This is a genomic window from Klebsiella sp. A-Nf5 (genome assembly GCF_002810545.1).
Classification (GTDB): Bacteria; Pseudomonadota; Gammaproteobacteria; order Enterobacterales; family Enterobacteriaceae; genus Klebsiella; species Klebsiella variicola.
Map to the genome: position 1 here is coordinate 119,630 of NZ_PIOG01000254.1, position 17,310 is coordinate 136,939.

Genomic DNA, 17,310 nt, shown 5'->3' on the forward strand with positions numbered 1-17,310 from the left:
ATTAAGCAACAAACGCCGGGAGTAAGAGCGCGATGGCCAGAAAAATTATTGTCGTTACCGCTGCGTATGGTAATGACCATGTTAAATCCTTAGGCGGCCAGGCCGCCGTCCTGCCGTTTATCGCCGACGCCGGTGCGGACGGCGTCGAAATCCGCCGTGAGCTGTGCAGCGCGGAAGAGCTCAACGCTCTGCCGTCGCTGGCGGCCACCATTGAGCGCCACGGCCTGCTGGCCTGCTACTCCGCGCCGCAGGCGCTGTTCGCCGATAGCGGCGAGCTCAACCCGGCACTCCCGGCGCTGCTCGCGGAAGCGCAAACCCTGAATGCCCTGTGGCTGAAGCTCTCCCTTGGCCATTTCCTCCACAATCAGCAGTTGGATGAGCTGCGCGATATCCTCAGCGACAGCGGCATGGCGTTGGTGGTAGAGAATGACCAGACCGACTGCGGCCAGCTGGCGCCGATGCAGCGCTTCAAAGCCGCCTGCCGGGTCCATCAGTTGCCGGTCACCTTAACGTTTGATATGGGCAACTGGCTGTGGGTTGGCGACTCGCCGGAAGAGGCGGCACGTCACCTTGCGCCGGCGGTCAGCTATATTCATGTGAAAGCCGCGGAACCCCATCATGAGAAATTCCGCGCGGTACCGCCGGATCAGGCCGCCGACCGCTGGCTGGCCCTGCTCGATAATCTTCCCGCCGATGCGCCGCGTGGAATCGAGTTTCCGCTGACTGGCCATGACCTGACGGCCGTGACCCGCCGCTACGTCAACCTGTTACGCGAGGATTAAGCCGTGGAAAATTTAGATGTCATCACCATCGGCGAAGCTATGGCCATGTTTGTCGCCACCGAAACCGGCGATCTGGCCGAGGTGGAGCATTTCATGAAACGCGTTGCCGGCGCCGAACTGAACGTCGCCACCGGCCTGGCGCGCCTGGGTCTGAAGGTCGGCTGGGTCAGCCGCGTCGGCAACGACAGCTTTGGCCGCTTCGTACTGCAATCGCTGGCGAAAGAGGGGATCGATAGCCATGCTGTCGCCATCGACAACCGCTTCGCTACCGGTTTCCAGATGAAATCGAAAGTCGAAAATGGAACCGATCCCATTGTGGAATATTTCCGCAAAGGCTCTGCCGCCAGCCATCTGTCGCCGGACGATTTTCGCGCCGACTACTTCACCAGCGCCCGCCATCTGCACCTGAGCGGCGTGGCCGCCGCGCTCTCTGAAAGCTCATATGCGCTGCTGGAGCATGCGGCGAAGGTGATGAAAGCCGAGGGAAAAACCCTCTCTTTCGACCCCAATCTGCGCCCGGTGCTGTGGAAAAGCGAAGCCGAGATGGTGGAGAAACTCAACCGCCTCGCCTTCCAGGCTGACTGGGTTTTGCCAGGCTTAAAAGAGGGCGTGATTCTCACCGGCCAGCAGACCCCTGAAGGGATCGCCGATTTCTATCTCTCCCGCGGCGTCAAGGCGGTGGTCATTAAAACCGGCTGCGACGGCGCCTGGTTCAAGAGCGCCAGCGGCGAACAGGGAACGGTTGATGCCATTAAAGTCGATAACGTCGTCGATACCGTCGGCGCCGGCGACGGCTTTGCCGTCGGGGTGATTAGCGCCCTGCTGGAAGGCAAAACCCTGCTTCAGGCGGTGAACCGCGGCAATAAAATCGGTTCGCTGGCGATTCAGGTCCAGGGCGACAGCGAGGGGCTGCCCACCCGCGACGCGCTGGGCGAATAACATTTATACGCAACAATAACAGCCGTCCTGTACCCTACCTGCAGCGCGGCACAGCAGCGTCCGTTTCGACGGACGGATGTCACCTCATTGACAGAGGCAAGCCTATGAATAGCTCAACAAATGCAACGAAACGCTGGTGGTATATCATGCCTATCGTGTTTATCACGTATAGCCTGGCGTACCTCGACCGTGCCAACTTCAGCTTCGCCTCCGCGGCAGGCATTACCGAAGACCTGGGCATCACCAAGGGGATCTCCTCCCTGCTGGGAGCCCTGTTCTTCCTTGGCTACTTCTTCTTCCAGATCCCCGGCGCTATCTATGCGGAGCGCCGCAGCGTTCGCAAACTGATCTTTATCTGCCTGATCCTGTGGGGCGGTTGCGCCTCGCTGACCGGTATAGTGCATAATATCCCGGCGCTGGCGGCTATCCGCTTCATCCTCGGCGTCGTTGAAGCCGCGGTGATGCCGGCGATGCTGATCTATATCAGCAACTGGTTCACCAAATCAGAACGCTCTCGCGCCAACACCTTCCTGATCCTCGGTAACCCGGTGACGGTCCTGTGGATGTCGGTGGTTTCTGGCTACCTGATTCAGGCCTTCGGCTGGCGGGAAATGTTCATCATCGAAGGGGTGCCGGCGGTGATCTGGGCCTTCTGCTGGTGGGTGCTGGTGAAAGACAAACCGTCGCAGGTTAACTGGCTGGCGGAGAGTGAAAAAGCTGCGTTGCAGGAACAACTGGATCGTGAGCAGCAGGGCATCAAGGCGGTGCGTAACTATAGCGAGGCTTTCCGCTCCCGCAACGTGGTCCTGCTCTGCGCACAGTACTTTGCCTGGAGTATCGGGGTGTACGGTTTTGTACTGTGGCTGCCGTCGATTATCCGTAGCGGTGGTGAAAATATGGGGATGGTGGAAGTGGGTTGGCTCTCTTCTGTTCCCTATCTGGCGGCCACTATCGCCATGATCGTCGTCTCCTGGGCGTCCGATAAAATGCAGAACCGTAAACTGTTCGTCTGGCCGCTGCTGTTGATTGGCGGACTGGCCTTCATCGGCTCCTGGGCGGTCGGCGCCAATCATTTCTGGGTCTCTTACACCCTGCTGGTGGTGGCCGGTGCGGCAATGTATGCGCCTTACGGTCCCTTCTTCGCCATTATTCCGGAAATGCTGCCGCGTAACGTCGCCGGAGGCGCCATGGCGCTGATCAACAGCATGGGCGCTCTGGGCTCCTTCTGCGGCTCGTGGTTTGTCGGCTACCTGAACGGTGCCACCGGCAGCCCCGCAGCCTCCTATATTTTTATGGGGGTGGCGCTTTTCGCCTCAGTATTGCTGACTTTGATTGTTAAGCCTGCTAATAATCAAAACCTACCGCTTGGCGCTCATCACGCCTGAACTATTTCTACTACGGAGATTCGCATGAAGCCGTCTGTCATTCTCTATAAAACGCTTCCCGACGACCTGTTACAGCGTCTGGAGGAACACTTTTCCGTCACCCAGGTGAAAAACCTGCAGCCGGAGACCGTTTCGCAGCACGCAGAGGCCTTCGCCCAGGCTGAAGGCCTCCTGGGCTCCAGTGAAAAGGTTGACGCCGCGCTGCTGGAGAAGATGCCGAAGCTGCGTGCGACCTCCACCGTTTCCGTTGGCTATGACAACTTCGACGTCGAGGCGTTGAACGCCCGCCGGGTGCTACTGATGCATACTCCGACCGTGCTGACCGAGACCGTCGCCGATACGGTCATGGCGCTGGTGCTGAGCACCGCGCGCCGGGTGGTGGAAGTGGCGGAGCGCGTCAAAGCGGGCGAGTGGACGAAGAGCATTGGGCCAGACTGGTTCGGCAGCGATGTGCACCATAAAACCTTAGGTATCGTCGGCATGGGCCGCATCGGCATGGCGCTGGCGCAGCGCGCCCACTATGGATTCAGCATGCCGATCCTGTATAACGCACGCCGCCAGCATCCGCAGGCAGAAGAGCGCTTCAACGCCCGCTATTGCGATCTCGATACCCTGCTGCAGGAAGCCGATTTTGTCTGCTTGATCCTGCCCCTGAGCGAAGAGACCCACCATCTGTTCGGTCAGGCGCAGTTTGCCAAAATGAAATCTTCCGCCATCTTCATTAACGCCGGGCGTGGCCCGGTGGTGGACGAGCAGGCGCTGATCGCCGCCCTGCAGGCGGGTGAAATTCATGCTGCCGGTCTCGATGTGTTCGAACACGAACCGCTGGCAAAAGACTCGCCGCTGCTGAGGCTACCGAACGTCGTCGCGCTGCCGCATATCGGCTCCGCCACCCATGAGACGCGCTACAACATGGCGGCCTGCGCGGTGGACAACCTGATCGATGCCCTGAACGGTAATGTAGAGAAAAACTGCGTTAATCCGCAGGTAAAATAAGCCATAAAAAAACCCGGGTAACGGCGGCAACCGCCCTCCCCGGGTTCTTTTTGCATCTTTTCCGTCAGCCTGCTCGTTCGCCGCAGCCAACGTCAGCCAGATGAGGCATTAACGCGTGGCGTTCACCGCCGCCGTCCATGCCTGATTAAACGCCTGATGCTGCGCCGCCAGCGGCCCAATCAGCGTATTGTACTGGCTGGCCTGCTGCGAGGTTGGGAACTGAATGCCGTTGGCCACAAAGCTCACCTGAGTCCCCTGCTGAGCGACGAAATCCCCCACCTGAACCAGCTGCTGGGTAAAGATTTGCGCGGCTGGGATCAGCGGCTGCAGCGCGTCGGCTGGCGCCGTTACGACCTTGGCGTAGACCTGATCGAAGACCGGCTTGAGATCGTCAGCCTGCTTCAGAGCGCTATGCGCGGCATCGGCCTGCATTTTCGCATTCTGCAGCTGCTGGCTGAGCACGCCCAGCGCGCCGTTCGCCTGACGCAGCGGCTCACGCTGGGTCATATAGTCCTGTGGGACACGGATAGCATTGACGCTGTCCACCACCGGGCGCAGACCTGCATCCATCGCCTGGCTCACTTGCTGCGAGTAGCCGTAAATTACCGCGTAGTCAGAGACAAAAGGCCCAAACTGTTTTTTCTGATCGGCGGTCAGCGTCGGCAGACGTTCACCGCTACGCATCGCCGTATTCTGCAGGAAGTCGATAAACGCTTTGCGCTGATCGCCTTCTTTATCAAAACACCCACTCAGGCTAACCACCATCAATAAGGCCGCCATAGCCGCAAACCAGCGAGAGCAGGACTTTCCTGTCGCCATTTTTTTACTCCTTTCAGCCAAAAAAAGCGCACAACGACACACACGTGCCAGACGCTGACAAGGATAGTCCAGCTCGGCCTCGCAGGATACCCTTTACTGCTAATCTTACGCAGGAAAAACGCCATTCCGCACGCCATCGTCACGGTGTAGAGCGTCTGTTATGCACATCACAAATATGGTCTTCACATTCCGCAAGCGAATTTGAGATAACCGTTTGATTTTAATGGCACTAAGAAAGTCTCCGTACGGCGTGGCATCCTTAAACGGACGATAATCGCACGCTTTGGCGCGCGCCTGGATTGCCTGCCCCCCACTTCAATGATTTGATGAATGAGCGATTAACGGCGATGCGTTCGATTATCGCACAAATCAAACTCAACGACGCGAGGACGACGATAACAACAGACCTCTGTCCCTCGCTCAGTCTGCCAGGAAAGCCGTATGACTAAGACAACCATCGACATTCAGGCCTTTATCAACGAGCACCCCTTCACCCGCTACCAGTGGATGATCCTTGCGCTCTGCTTTATCACCGTCGCGATGGACGGATTCGACACCGCGATCATCGGATTTATCGCCTCCGACCTGGTACAAGAATGGGGCGTGGAGAAATCGGCGCTCGGCCCGGTGATGAGCGCCGCGCTGGTGGGTCTGGCGGTCGGCGCCTTAACCGCGGGACCGCTGGCTGACCGTATCGGCCGCAAAAAAGTGCTGATTATGTCGATCGTGGTGTTCGGCGGATTCAGCCTGCTTACCGCCTTCGCCACCAGCCTTAATCAGCTGACGCTGCTGCGTTTCCTGACCGGTCTCGGGCTCGGCGCGGCGATGCCGAATGCGGCCACCCTGATGAGCGAATATGCGCCGGAGCGCCGTCGGGCGCTGCTGGTGAACCTGATGTTCGTCGGCTTTCCGATGGGATCATCGCTGGGTGGCTTTTTATCCGCCTGGATGATCCCGCACTATGGCTGGCAGAGTGTGCTGGTGCTGGGCGGCGTGATGCCTCTCCTGCTGGCCGTGGCGTTAATTTTTCTGCTGCCGGAGTCTGCCCGCTATCTGGTGGTGAAGCAGCAGCCAGCGCAGCGCATTGCCGCCATCCTGAAGCGCATCGCGCCGTTACCAGACGTCGTCGACTTTGAGCTGCGCGAAGCAGGCCAGGTAAAAGAGAAATCGTCTATCGGCGTCATTTTCTCCCCTCGCTACGCGGTAGGTACCGTGATGCTGTGTCTGACCTACTTTATGGGGCTGTTGATTTTTTATCTTCTGACCAGCTGGCTGCCGCTGCTGATCCGCGAAACCGGCGCCTCGATGAGTCAGGCCTCCATTATCACCGCCCTGTTCCCGCTTGGCGGAGGAATTGGCGTGCTGATCCTCGGCGCGTTGATGGACAAGATCAATCCCAACAAGGTGGTGGCCGTTGGCTGGCTGCTGACTGGCGTTTGCGTCTGCCTGGTCGGTTTCTCCACCAGCAGCCTGGCGCTGATGGGGGTGATGGTGTTTATCGCCGGTAGTATTATGAATGGCGCGCAGTCGTCGATGCCCGCGCTGGCGGCAGGCTTCTACCCGACGCAGGGGCGCGCCACCGGCGTCGCCTGGATGCTGGGTATCGGCCGCTTCGGCGGGATCCTTGGCGCGTTCAGCGGGGCCTTCCTCATGCAGGCGCAGCTCTCCTTTGAGACCATATTCACCCTGCTGGCCATCCCGGCGTTCCTGTCAGCCATCGCGCTGTTGATCAAATACCGGTTCAGTAAACCCGCACCGGCCAACGCGGACGACGCGAGAGGCCTGCAGAAAGCCTGATCGCTAAGCCGGCGGCACTGCGCCGGCTTATCTGCTTTTTTCTTATCCGTTTACAAAAATTTTCGAAGCCATTTGATACCGTTAATAATCATTCTATTAGGCCCTACTGCCGTTTGGCTGCCGGGCCCGATTCGATTGCCTGTTGGCAAATAATCACGGACGTTACCATCGCGGGTGCCTTTTTCTGACTATTCTTAAAGAGCTTTAGAAAAATCTCTTCCGCTGTGTGATAAAAGGAGTTCTCAATGGAATATAAAGATCCTGTGTTTGAACTGCTGAGCAGCCTGGAACACATCGTTTTTAAGGATGATAATCAGATAATTACCTCAAACCGTAAGTCCACTGTGTTTAGTGAATTTGAACAACTGCGTAAAGGCACTGGACTTAAGATTGACGACTTCGCCAACGCCATGGGCGTGAGCGTCGCCATGGTAAGAGAGTGGGAGTCGAGACGGGTTAGACCGTCCCCCACCGAGCTGAAATTGATGCGCCTGATTCAGGCCAATCCACAGCTTTCACGACAGTTACTCGATTAATCCAGCGCGCAGCGGCATGGGTCAGTAAGGGGGCTTTTGCCGCTGCACCGTAAAAAAAGTTTGCTATCAGGTGCTGAACGTGCGTTAATGCTCGCAGGTTTGATGTACAGACCACAGAGCAGTCGAATAGAGCAGTCCTTCAAAGGTTATCCAAAGATACCCCCGTAGTGAACTTTCCCTTTATCGGTTTAAATCTGTAGTCCAGACCGCTACGCCGCAAGGCTCACTTATTTTTTTTAAAGGTAATTCACTATGTCCGGTAAAATGACTGGTATCGTAAAATGGTTCAACGCTGACAAAGGCTTCGGCTTCATCACTCCTGACGATGGTTCTAAAGACGTGTTCGTACACTTCTCTGCTATCCAGAACGAAGGCTACAAATCCCTGGACGAAGGTCAGAAAGTTTCCTTCACCATCGAAAGCGGCGCTAAAGGCCCGGCAGCTGGCAACGTAACTTCTCTGTAAGTTCAAGCCGCTAAGAATCGAGAATCCCTGCCTGATGGCGGGGATTTTTTTTATCTGTCGCCAACAGCCGCCAGCATACAATGGCGGCTGTTGGGCATTCAGAGCAGGGAAAAGTGCCAGCCCGTCTCCCGCCACGCCAGACTATGGGTCAGCTTCAGACCGTATAAAAATGCCTCGTCATGTGACACCACCAGCATCGCGCCGGGAAACGCCGCCAGCGCGCTTTCAATAGCCTGTGTCGACGCTAAATCGAGATGGTTGGTCGGCTCATCCAGCAAAAGCAGCTGGGCGGGATCGCGTCGCCAGAGCACGCACGCCAGGGCCGCTTTCAGACGCTCGCCGCCGCTGAGCGCCGCCAGCGGTAGAGTGACCTTATCCGCACCCAGCTGGAGCTGCGCCAGACGGGTGCGCAGAAGGCCCTCATCCAGCGGGGTAGCGTCCAGGCTCAGGTGCGCCATGACCGATAACGACAGATCCAGCTGCGTCAGATGTTGATCCAGATAAGCCGCGCTCACCGACAACCGGACATCGCCGGAGAAGGCCTGCTCCAGCCCCAGCAGCGTTTTTAGCAAGGTGGTTTTACCGCAGCCGTTCGGCCCCTTTAGCGCGACGCGCATGGGACCATCCATGCGCCAGTTCAGCGGCGCAGCCGGTGAATGGGCGAGCTGTAATGACTCCACCACCAGAACCTGCTTGCCGGCGGCCACTTCGCTACCCGGCAGCGTGAACATCACCGGATTGTCGTCTTCTACCCGCTCCCGTGCCTGCTGCACGGCGGCATTCAGAGTGCTGTTCTGTTCACGATGCTGACGGCGCAGCGTTCCCGGGCGCTCTTTTGCCGCGCCTTTGTACTTCACGCGTTCGAAAGAGGCGATATTCAGTGTATCAACGGTCCGCAGTGTCTGAGCCGATCGCCGCTGGGCGGCGTCATGCTCCTTTTGCATCCGCGCACGGGTCCGTCGTCGCTCGGTCGCCGCATGTTCCAGCGCCGCGCGCGCAGCCTGCTGCGCCGCCTCGCGCTGTTGCTGATATTCATCATAGTTGCCGCCGTAGCTGCGCAGCGCCGTCGGTGTCAGCTCAATAATCTCAGGCATCAGGGTCAGCAACTCGCGATCGTGGCTGGCGATCAGGGCTCCGCCTTGCCAGCTTTCCAGCTGGTGATAGAGCCACTCCCGCCCCTGGCGGTCCAGATGGTTAGTGGGCTCATCCAGCAGCAGGTAATCGGCACCCGAGACAAAGGCGCCGCACAGCAGGGCCTTCATCCGCTCGCCGCCGCTGAGTGAAAAAGCGGGACGATCGGCAGAGAACGGCGGGAGATGGGCTTCACGGAAAGCTAAACTCAGGCGATCGGATAGATCCCAGTGGCCATCCAACAGCTCGAAATCATCCGCCAGTCCGTTACCTCGCTCAAGGCGAGACAAGGCATCAAATATTGGCGCATAGCCCAGCAGCGCCGCGAGGGTCATCTCTGGCGTGACGTTCGGCTGCTGCGCCACCCAGGCAATAGAAGCCGCGCGCTCGATATAGCCGTCGGCGGGGGAATCCAGACCGGCCAACAGACGTAGCAGACGCGTCTTACCAACGCCGTTACGGCCGACCAGGCCGCAAAGCGACGATTCCAGCGATAAATTCAGCGGACCAAAAAGCGTATCTCCCGTCGCAAACTGACAGGTGACCTGATGTAAAACAAAAGCGGGGATGTGGGCGCAATGAGCCATAAGCACTCCTGAATGAAATCAATACTCCCCTACCCGCAACGTCTGCGAGGTAAGGCGTGAAATTCATCAGTCGTGTTTGTTCATTTGTGGGGCGCGCTCCAGTGAGACGAGGAATTCGTCGGGGCATAGGATAGCCACACTCCGGTATGCGTTGCAAGCCTGTTTTATTCAACGATCGTGTAAAAATAAAAAGGCCTCCTGATATCAGGAGGCAAATGATTTATTTGGTGAACAATGAAAGGGTGCATTGAGAATGCCAGACACCGCAAGCATGGTGGGGATAGTTCCCCACCAGATGCTCTTACTGTTTAATATCACAGGCTAAGAATGCCACCAGCTCAATATTTCCCTGCCTGATCTGTAATTCACATAGCGAATCACGAACCATCCAGGTCAATAATAAAATAGTGAAGCAAATCACTACTAAGCCAAACAACAGATACTTTTGCGGCATTCCTCGCCTCCAGTGTTGATTTTCAACAAGTAAGAGGCTACTCTTATGGTGTTGATGCATAGGGGAGCCTCACTTTGATTACTATCAGGTGGGGCTTTTCTCTGTCTGTCTCCCGCTGAATACCTGAGACACACAGTCTCAAGCACCCGCCGCCATTCTAGCGTAAATACCTCTCGGAATTATGTTTATATATTCCTAAAACATTTCTTATCGATGAATGAAAATAATGAAGATATCAATAACAGAATTATTAACGGTTCACCTATTTATATTTCACGCATAAAAAAACCTGCCCTGAGGCAGGTCTTTTATTATTTCCGATACGCTTACTGCAGCAGAGAAATATCCGCTACCTGCAGGAACAGTTCACGTAGTTTGGACAGCAGCGTCAGACGGTTGATGCGAACATCTTTGTCTTCAGCGTTAACCATCACGTTCTCGAAGAACTCATCCACCGGCTCGCGCAGCGCGGCCAGCTCGATCAGCGCATCCTGATAACGGCCTGCGGCGAAGTACGGCTGCAGCTTATCGCGCAGCACCACCAGATTGCCGGCCAGCTTGATTTCCGCGGCTTCTTTCAGCACCGAGGCATGAACGATGTCGTTCAGCGTCTCGTCGGATTTCGCCAGGATGTTGGAGACACGTTTGTTCGCCGCCGCCAGCGCGGAGGACTCTTCCAGGGTACGGAAGTGCGATACCGCCTTCATGCGTGCATCGAAATCCGCCGGGCGAGTTGGACGACGCGCCAGTACGGCCTGGATGGTGTCCACGCTATAGCCTTCATCCTGATACCAGGCGCGGAAGCGGCCCAGCATGAAGTCGATCACCTCATCAACCACGTTGGCGTTGGTCAGCTTCTCACCGTACAGACGCACCGCTTCTTCGGTCAGCGTTTGCAGATCGAGATTCAGGTTCTTCTCAACGATGATACGCAGCACGCCCAGCGCGGCACGACGCAGCGCAAACGGGTCTTTATCGCCTTTCGGATGCTGACCGATACCAAAGATACCCGCCAGGGTGTCCATCTTATCGGCAATCGCCACCGCGCAGGCCACCGGGTTAGACGGCAGCGCGTCGCCGGCAAAGCGCGGCTGATACTGCTCGTTCAGCGCCACGGCTACATCTTCCGCTTCGCCGTCATGGCGCGCGTAGTGCATCCCCATCACGCCCTGGGTGTCGGTGAACTCGAAGACCATGTTGGTCATCAGGTCGCACTTGGACAGCAGGCCCGCGCGGGTCGCGTGGTTCACATCAGCGCCAATCTGCTCGGCAATCCAACCCGCCAGGGCCTGGATGCGATCGGTCTTGTCGCGCAGGGTCCCAAGTTGCTGTTGGAACAGCACGGTTTCCAGACGCGGCAGGTTATCTTCCAGACGTTTTTTACGGTCGGTGTTGAAGAAGAATTCAGCATCGGCCAGACGCGGACGAACCACCTTCTCGTTACCGGAGATGATCTGCTGCGGATCTTTGGACTCGATGTTGGCCACGAAGATAAAGTTCGGCAGCAGTTTGCCGGCGTTGTCGTAGACCGGGAAGTACTTCTGGTCGCCCTTCATGGTGTAAACCAGCGCTTCGGACGGCACCGCGAGGAATTTTTCTTCGAACTTCGCCGTCAGCACCACCGGCCATTCCACCAGCGAGGTGACTTCTTCCAGCAGGCTTTCGCTCAGATCGGCTTGACCGCCAATCTTACGTGCCGCCTCTTCCGCATCGGCTTTGATTTTGGCTTTACGCTGTTCGTAATCGGCGATGACTTTACCGCGCTCCAGCAGGATCTGGGGATACTGGTCGGCATGGTCGATAGTGAACTCCGGCTCACCCATAAAGCGATGGCCGCGGATAATACGGTCAGAAGCGATACCCAAAATGGTCGCCGGAATAACCCGATCGCCCAACAGCAGGGTGACGGTGTGAACCGGACGCACGAAGTGGACGTCAGACGCGCCCCAGCGCATCAGTTTCGGGATCGGCAGCTTCGCCAGCGAGCTGGCAATCATGTTCGGCAGCAGCGCTTCAGTGCTTTCGCCCTTCACATGGGCGCGATACAGCAGCCACTCGCCTTTATCGGTGGTCAGACGTTCGGCCTGATCAACGGTGATGCCGCAGCCGCGCGCCCAGCCTTCGGCCGCTTTGCTTGGCTTGCCTTCGGCATCGAACGCCTGGGCAATAGCCGGGCCGCGTTTTTCTACTTCGCGATCGGCTTGCGCCGCCGCCAGGTTGGCTACCTTCAACGCCAGACGACGCGGGGCGGCAAACCATTCCACTTTACCGTGCGCGAGGCCGGCGTTATCCAGCTCCGCGGTCACGTTCGCAGCAAAAGATTCCGCCAGGCTGCGCAGCGCTTTTGGTGGCAGCTCTTCAGTGCCGATTTCCACCAGAAAAGTATTCTCAGACATGGCCGCCTCTTATTTATTCTTGTTGCACATCGGGAAGCCGAGCGCTTCACGGGAAGCGTAGTACGCTTCCGCCACTGCTTTAGTCAGGGTGCGAATGCGCAGAATATAGCGCTGACGCTCGGTGACGGAGATGGCTTTACGCGCATCCAGCAGGTTAAAGCTGTGAGCCGCTTTCAGAATACGTTCATAGGCCGGCAGCGGCAGCGGGGTCTCCAGCGCCAGCAGCTGCTGGGCCTCTTTCTCATACTGCTCGAAGCAGGAGAACAGGAAGTCGACGTCGGCGTATTCGAAGTTGTAGGTGGACTGCTCCACTTCATTCTGGTGGAACACGTCGCCGTAAGTGGTTTTACCCAGCGGGCCATCACTCCAGACCAGGTCATAAACGCTGTCCACGCCCTGGATATACATCGCCAGACGCTCCAGACCGTAGGTGATCTCGCCAGTCACCGGCTTACACTCAAGGCCGCCCACCTGCTGGAAGTAGGTGAACTGCGTCACTTCCATGCCGTTGAGCCACACTTCCCAGCCCAGACCCCAGGCACCCAGCGTCGGGTTTTCCCAGTTGTCTTCGACAAAACGAATATCGTGAATGGTCGGGTCCATACCCAGCTCTTTCAGCGATCCGAGGTACAGCTCCTGAATGTTATCCGGAGAGGGCTTAATCACCACCTGGAACTGATAGTAGTGCTGTAAACGGTTCGGGTTTTCGCCATAGCGGCCATCGGTTGGACGACGGGAAGGCTGCACGTAGGCGGTCGCCATTGGCTCCGGCCCTAACGCGCGCAGGCAGGTCATCGGGTGAGAGGTGCCGGCGCCGACTTCCATGTCCAGTGGTTGAACAATGGTGCAGCCCTGACGAGCCCAGTAATCCTGTAAGGTCAGGATCAGGCCCTGGAAGGTCCTGGTATCAAACTTTTGCATATGATTTCGTGCTGGATACGTGTGGATTTAAAGGAAGGAGTCAGTATACCCGCTGGCTGCGAGATATACAGTACGAAACGGCGTTGTTTCAGGAAAACGGACGAAATTTACGCCAGCCGGGGTCGATTCAGCGCATCGAAAGATGCATAAACTGGCCGTCCGGGTCAAAGGAACAGATGAAACGCTCATTCTTGCCGGTCCGGCCCGAAAGCTCGTAGCTCGCCTGGAATTGTTCAAAATGGTTCACGTCAACGAGCTGCGTTTGCGTGTTGTAGCGGATAGCGGCCTGATCCTTGCAAAGCTGCGCCATATTGAGCGTGGTTTGCGGCGTAATGCGCGCACGCTGCGCTTTTTGCGCCGGCGGAGATATGGTCTCGCTACAACCCGCGAGGAGTAGCGCCAGCATAACGGAAACAACACCTTTCACCACGTACTCCTCCACCGCCTTGTTAGCAAGTTGTTATCGTAAAGATTCAGTATTACAGGTATTTTGCGAATATCATGAAACCACGACAAGTCTGTGATCGAAAACTCAGACTAATCTATTGCGACACCGGGGCATAAGGCGGGTCAGACCTTATTTCGCCAGCAGACTTTGAGGGACTGATGCAAGAAAAGATACACTGGATCACCAACCTGCGCGGTATCGCCTGCATGATGGTGGTGATGATCCACAGTACCAGCTGGTATATCACTCATCCGCATGCAATTACCCTTATGGAATGGGACATCGCCAATCTGCTCAATTCCGCCTCCCGCGTCAGCGTGCCGCTGTTTTTTATGATCTCGGGATACCTGTTTTTCGGGGAACGTAGCGCCCAGCCGCGCCATTTCTGGCGGATTGGCCTGTGCATTGCGTTCTATAGCGCGCTGTCTCTGCTGTATATCGCGCTGTTTACCCATATCAACGTCGAGCTATCGTTAAAGAATTTGCTGCAGAAGCCCGTCTTCTACCACCTGTGGTTTTTCTTTGCTATCACCGTCATCTACCTGCTCTCGCCGCTGATTCAGGTTAAGTCCGTCAGCGGTAAAATGCTGCTGGCGCTGATGGCAATCCTCGGTATTCTGGCCAACCCCAATATGGTCAGCGTCAAAGCCGCCGGGATTGAGTGGCTGCCAGTCAATCTCTATATCAACGGCGACACCTTCTACTACGTGCTCTATGGCGTGCTGGGCAGAGCCATTGGCACCCTGGACACCGATAAAAAATGGCTGACCCCGCTCTGCGCCGCGCTGTTCATCGCCGCCGTGTGGGCCATTTCACGCGGAACGTTGCATGAGCTGCGCTGGCGTGGAGACTTCGGCGACACCTGGTATCTCTACTGCGGACCGGCGGTGTTCGTTTGCGCGGTCGCCCTGCTGACGCTGGCCAAAAACTGGCTTAACGCGCGTCCCCTGCCCGGTATCGCCTGCATTGCGCGACATTCGCTGGGGATCTACGGATTCCATGCCCTGATAGTGCATGCGCTGCGCGCCAGCCATCTGGAACTGACCCGCTGGCCGCTGCTGGACATTGTGTGGATTTTTAGCGCCGCTCTGCTTGGCAGCCTGATGCTGTCAGGCCTGGTGCAGCGGGTTGATAGCCGCCGGCTGGTCAGCTAACGGCCCGCCGTCCAGAGGGGCCCGACTTACGACTCTGGCCCCTCTTCCGTCACGCTGAGAGGTTCCCGTAAATGCGTCGGGTCCCAGGCATCACGCACGTTTTTCTGCACCGCAACAGCGCCAAACAGGCTCAAAAAGTACGCCAGCCCATAGAACCCTTTCTCGCTGAGCAGCAAAGTGGCATTCCACAGTCCGATAACCAGCAGGCCAACAGCGATAACGAAGACCACCAAACAGGTGGTGTAGTACAGCGCGGTGGTCGGAATGGCTTCATACTTATCGCGCACCGTCTTTTGATAAGATGCCGCGGCAAACAGCCCCAGTACCAGGACGGCAAAATAATAACCTTTCTCATTCAACTGCATATCGGCATTCCACAGTCCCACCAGATAAGTGACGATGCCGCCGATCAGGGCAATCCAGGAGATCAAATGAAACGCAGGAGAATACGTCGCGTGCTTGTTTTCCATTACTTTTTACCTTTTACGCGCCTCGGGGCGGCGCTTATTCCGTTTTTTGCATCGCGCGGGCGACGCGGGTCCGTTCGGGGGTTGCCGATGCGCCATATAAGCAGACAAACCATGCCGCGATATAGACGGCTTTTTCATACCAGTCTGCCGGTACATACCAGGCGCCGACCAGCAGCAGGCCGACCGATAGCAGCAGCACCAGCCGACATAAGGCAATAAAGCCGTCGTCCTGTTCCTGCCACTGGCTGGCGCGCTGATGGGCGAGGACGGCAAACATCCCCATCACCAGTACGCCGAGAAAATAACCTTTACCGCTAAACAACGGGCAGGTTCGCCAGATACCGAGTAGATAAACCAGCGATCCTGCGGCCATCATCACCCTGGCAATATTGCGTTTTGTGTTCATCTCACCTCCCTGGTCGACACGGGCTGATTATGACCGAGTCACCCGACGATGCCGCAGGTTATGCACGGCAAAGCGGAGATTTCGGAATAAACAAATACGCTTTTTGGGATGGATGTAGTCGGGACATTCAGGGAGGGAATCCGCCCGGCGCTGCCGGACGGACTGAGGCTAAGACATCAGCGGTTTCAGTTGCTGATAAATCTGACGGAAGGTTTCCCGCTGTGGCGCATAGTGGGCCACACGGCGATCGTCCGGGCGATGGGCTTGTTCAAGCGGTAGCGGCTTCAGCAGCCCGGCGCGGTCTGCCTCGTCGTGAACCGCCAGCTGCGCCAGCCGGGCCGCCCCCAGCGCCGGGCCGACATCGCCCCCGGTACGGTAATCGAGCTGCAGGCCGCTAATATCCGCCAGCATTTGCCGCCAGTAAGCGCTGCGCGCCCCGCCGCCGATAAGCGTGATGCTCTGCGGCTTGATGCCGCAGGCGTGTACCACGTCCATGCCATCCGCCAGCGCATAGCCCACCCCTTCCAGCACCGCCCGCGCCAGCTCTGCCGGCCCATGCTGATGTGTCAGGCCAAAAAAGACGCCCTTGGCCTGCGGGTTGTTGTGCGGCGTGCGTTCGCCCGACAGATAGGGCAGGAACCACACCGGACCGACGCTTTCATCCGCCGTCTGTGCCGCCGCGATCAGTGCCGGCACGCTGGCCAGGCCGGTTAATTTCGCCGCCCAGTCGAGACAGGAGGCCGCGCTGAGCATCACCGACATCAGATGCCAGCGGCCCGGCAGCGCGTGGCAGAAGCTGTGCACCGCGCTTTCGGGTTTGCTGAGGAACCCTTCGCTGACCGCGAAATAAACGCCTGAGGTGCCCAGCGACAGCATTGCCTGGCCGGCATCGGCCATTCCGACCCCAACCGCGCCCGCGGCATTGTCGCCACCGCCGCCCACCACCAGCGCCTGCGGCATATTCCACGCCTTCGCCACCTCAGGACGCAGTTGCCCGGTGACATCGCTGCCTTCAAACAGCGCTGGCATCGCGTCCCGACTGAGATCGCAGGCGGCGAGCATCTCATCGCTCCAGTCACGGCGGGCGACGTCCAGCCACATCGTACCAGCGGCGTCAGACATGTCGCTGGCGAGCTCGCCGGTCATGCGCAGGCGCAGATAATCCTTCGGCAGCAGCACTTTATCGACCTGGTTGAACACCGCCGCCTCGTGGCGCTGCACCCACAGTAACTTCGGCGCCGTAAAGCCCGGCATCATCAGGTTGCCGGTGATCTGCCGGGAAGCGCTGACTTTTTCCTCCAGCAGCTGGCACTCTTCGGCGCAGCGGCCGTCATTCCATAAAATGGCCGGACGCAGCACCTGTAACGATTTATCCAGCAACGTGGCGCCGTGCATCTGCCCGGCGATCCCCAGCACCTTCACGTCGCGCAGGCTATGCTGCGCGCCCAGGGCTTTCATCGCCGTGTCTGTCGCCAGCCACCACTGTTCGGGATCTTGCTCCGACCACAGCGGATGCGGACGCGAGACGGTGAGTTTTTCGGTATGCGATGCCACTACCTCACCCTGCTCATTGAGCAGAATGGCTTTGACGCCCGATGTTCCCAGATCGATGCCGATATACATA

At 57.7% G+C, this 17,310-nt stretch carries 17 protein-coding genes; 8 read left to right on the forward strand and 9 right to left on the reverse strand.

Annotated features, from left to right (window positions below; all coding sequences use genetic code 11):
* Positions 1-32 precede the first annotated feature (32 nt).
* The 4 genes from CWM53_RS23930 to ghrB all read left to right on the forward strand — a co-directional run bounded on the left by CWM53_RS23930 (position 33) and on the right by ghrB (position 4,102).
* On the forward strand, positions 33-782 hold the full coding sequence (locus CWM53_RS23930; RefSeq protein WP_100676320.1) for a sugar phosphate isomerase/epimerase family protein: 750 nt from the start codon (positions 33-35) through the stop codon (positions 780-782).
* Positions 783-785: 3 nt separating this feature from the next.
* Positions 786-1,721, forward strand: coding sequence for a sugar kinase (locus CWM53_RS23935; protein ID WP_002921921.1), 936 nt, complete (start codon positions 786-788; stop codon positions 1,719-1,721).
* Positions 1,722-1,825: 104 nt separating this feature from the next.
* Positions 1,826-3,106 (forward strand): MFS transporter, encoded by a 1,281-nt coding sequence (locus CWM53_RS23940; RefSeq protein ID WP_061152997.1) that lies wholly within the window; start codon positions 1,826-1,828, stop codon positions 3,104-3,106.
* Between the two features lie 24 nt (positions 3,107-3,130).
* Positions 3,131-4,102, forward strand: coding sequence for a glyoxylate/hydroxypyruvate reductase GhrB (gene ghrB, locus CWM53_RS23945; protein WP_074386982.1), 972 nt, complete (start codon positions 3,131-3,133; stop codon positions 4,100-4,102).
* 108 nt (positions 4,103-4,210) lie between these two features.
* On the opposite strand, the gene CWM53_RS23950 is transcribed toward ghrB, so the two are convergent.
* Entirely contained in the window at positions 4,211-4,921 is a 711-nt protein-coding gene (locus tag CWM53_RS23950; protein WP_061152995.1) for a DUF3053 domain-containing protein, read from the reverse strand.
* A 441-nt stretch (positions 4,922-5,362) separates the two neighbouring features.
* On the opposite strand from CWM53_RS23950, the gene CWM53_RS23960 reads away from it, so the two are divergent.
* The 3 genes from CWM53_RS23960 (at position 5,363) to cspA (ending at position 7,719) form a co-directional block, all read left to right on the forward strand.
* Entirely contained in the window at positions 5,363-6,718 is a 1,356-nt protein-coding gene (locus CWM53_RS23960; RefSeq protein ID WP_061152994.1) for an MFS transporter, read from the forward strand.
* Between the two features lie 245 nt (positions 6,719-6,963).
* Positions 6,964-7,254 carry an HTH-type transcriptional regulator gene (locus tag CWM53_RS23965; RefSeq protein WP_061152993.1) on the forward strand — a complete coding sequence of 97 codons (291 nt, stop codon included), beginning with the start codon at positions 6,964-6,966 and terminating at the stop codon, positions 7,252-7,254.
* A gap of 252 nt (positions 7,255-7,506) precedes the next feature.
* Complete coding sequence (cspA, locus tag CWM53_RS23970; RefSeq protein WP_004126446.1) at positions 7,507-7,719, forward strand: RNA chaperone/antiterminator CspA; 213 nt, start codon at positions 7,507-7,509, stop codon at positions 7,717-7,719.
* A gap of 98 nt (positions 7,720-7,817) precedes the next feature.
* On the opposite strand, the gene CWM53_RS23975 is transcribed toward cspA, so the two are convergent.
* The 5 genes from CWM53_RS23975 to CWM53_RS24000 all read right to left on the reverse strand — a co-directional run bounded on the left by CWM53_RS23975 (position 7,818) and on the right by CWM53_RS24000 (position 13,635).
* Positions 7,818-9,437 (reverse strand): ATP-binding cassette domain-containing protein, encoded by a 1,620-nt coding sequence (locus CWM53_RS23975; RefSeq protein WP_100630988.1) that lies wholly within the window; start codon positions 9,435-9,437, stop codon positions 7,818-7,820.
* Positions 9,438-9,738: 301 nt separating this feature from the next.
* Positions 9,739-9,891: a type I toxin-antitoxin system toxin HokA gene (gene hokA, locus CWM53_RS23980; RefSeq protein ID WP_004205012.1), complete on the reverse strand. Its 153-nt coding sequence runs from the start codon at positions 9,889-9,891 to the stop codon at positions 9,739-9,741.
* A 326-nt stretch (positions 9,892-10,217) separates the two neighbouring features.
* Complete coding sequence (gene glyS, locus CWM53_RS23985; RefSeq protein WP_074386978.1) at positions 10,218-12,287, reverse strand: glycine--tRNA ligase subunit beta; 2,070 nt, start codon at positions 12,285-12,287, stop codon at positions 10,218-10,220.
* Between the two features lie 9 nt (positions 12,288-12,296).
* Positions 12,297-13,208 carry a glycine--tRNA ligase subunit alpha gene (glyQ, locus tag CWM53_RS23990; protein ID WP_004205014.1) on the reverse strand — a complete coding sequence of 304 codons (912 nt, stop codon included), beginning with the start codon at positions 13,206-13,208 and terminating at the stop codon, positions 12,297-12,299.
* A 127-nt stretch (positions 13,209-13,335) separates the two neighbouring features.
* Positions 13,336-13,635, reverse strand: a complete 300-nt coding sequence (locus CWM53_RS24000; RefSeq protein ID WP_165784251.1) for a YsaB family lipoprotein — start codon at positions 13,633-13,635, stop codon at positions 13,336-13,338.
* 179 nt (positions 13,636-13,814) lie between these two features.
* Between CWM53_RS24000 and CWM53_RS24005 the strand changes: the two genes are divergently transcribed.
* Positions 13,815-14,810, forward strand: a complete 996-nt coding sequence (locus tag CWM53_RS24005; protein ID WP_100729722.1) for an acyltransferase — start codon at positions 13,815-13,817, stop codon at positions 14,808-14,810.
* 26 nt (positions 14,811-14,836) lie between these two features.
* On the opposite strand, the gene yiaA is transcribed toward CWM53_RS24005, so the two are convergent.
* The 3 genes from yiaA to xylB all read right to left on the reverse strand — a co-directional run bounded on the left by yiaA (position 14,837) and on the right by xylB (position 17,309).
* Positions 14,837-15,280, reverse strand: a complete 444-nt coding sequence (gene yiaA / locus CWM53_RS24010; protein WP_100729721.1) for an inner membrane protein YiaA — start codon at positions 15,278-15,280, stop codon at positions 14,837-14,839.
* A 34-nt stretch (positions 15,281-15,314) separates the two neighbouring features.
* Positions 15,315-15,686, reverse strand: a complete 372-nt coding sequence (gene yiaB, locus CWM53_RS24015; protein ID WP_100729720.1) for an inner membrane protein YiaB — start codon at positions 15,684-15,686, stop codon at positions 15,315-15,317.
* Positions 15,687-15,854: 168 nt separating this feature from the next.
* Complete coding sequence (gene xylB, locus CWM53_RS24020) at positions 15,855-17,309, reverse strand: xylulokinase (RefSeq protein WP_100729719.1); 1,455 nt, start codon at positions 17,307-17,309, stop codon at positions 15,855-15,857.
* Position 17,310 lies beyond the last annotated feature (1 nt).

What these genes read in the sequence shown, in the direction of transcription:
- CWM53_RS23930 (WP_100676320.1), top strand. Translation starts at nt 33, where the DNA reads ATGGCCAGAAAAATTATTGTCGTTACCGCTGCGTATGGTAATGACCAT.
- CWM53_RS23940 (WP_061152997.1), top strand. Translation starts at nt 1,826, where the DNA reads ATGAATAGCTCAACAAATGCAACGAAACGCTGGTGGTATATCATGCCT.
- ghrB (WP_074386982.1), top strand. Translation starts at nt 3,131, where the DNA reads ATGAAGCCGTCTGTCATTCTCTATAAAACGCTTCCCGACGACCTGTTA.
- CWM53_RS23950 (WP_061152995.1), bottom strand. Translation starts at nt 4,921, where the DNA reads ATGGCGACAGGAAAGTCCTGCTCTCGCTGGTTTGCGGCTATGGCGGCC.
- CWM53_RS23960 (WP_061152994.1), top strand. Translation starts at nt 5,363, where the DNA reads ATGACTAAGACAACCATCGACATTCAGGCCTTTATCAACGAGCACCCC.
- CWM53_RS23965 (WP_061152993.1), top strand. Translation starts at nt 6,964, where the DNA reads ATGGAATATAAAGATCCTGTGTTTGAACTGCTGAGCAGCCTGGAACAC.
- cspA (WP_004126446.1), top strand. Translation starts at nt 7,507, where the DNA reads ATGTCCGGTAAAATGACTGGTATCGTAAAATGGTTCAACGCTGACAAA.
- CWM53_RS23975 (WP_100630988.1), bottom strand. Translation starts at nt 9,437, where the DNA reads ATGGCTCATTGCGCCCACATCCCCGCTTTTGTTTTACATCAGGTCACC.
- hokA (WP_004205012.1), bottom strand. Translation starts at nt 9,891, where the DNA reads ATGCCGCAAAAGTATCTGTTGTTTGGCTTAGTAGTGATTTGCTTCACT.
- glyS (WP_074386978.1), bottom strand. Translation starts at nt 12,287, where the DNA reads ATGTCTGAGAATACTTTTCTGGTGGAAATCGGCACTGAAGAGCTGCCA.
- glyQ (WP_004205014.1), bottom strand. Translation starts at nt 13,208, where the DNA reads ATGCAAAAGTTTGATACCAGGACCTTCCAGGGCCTGATCCTGACCTTA.
- CWM53_RS24005 (WP_100729722.1), top strand. Translation starts at nt 13,815, where the DNA reads ATGCAAGAAAAGATACACTGGATCACCAACCTGCGCGGTATCGCCTGC.
- yiaA (WP_100729721.1), bottom strand. Translation starts at nt 15,280, where the DNA reads ATGGAAAACAAGCACGCGACGTATTCTCCTGCGTTTCATTTGATCTCC.
- yiaB (WP_100729720.1), bottom strand. Translation starts at nt 15,686, where the DNA reads ATGAACACAAAACGCAATATTGCCAGGGTGATGATGGCCGCAGGATCG.
- xylB (WP_100729719.1), bottom strand. Translation starts at nt 17,309, where the DNA reads ATGTATATCGGCATCGATCTGGGAACATCGGGCGTCAAAGCCATTCTG.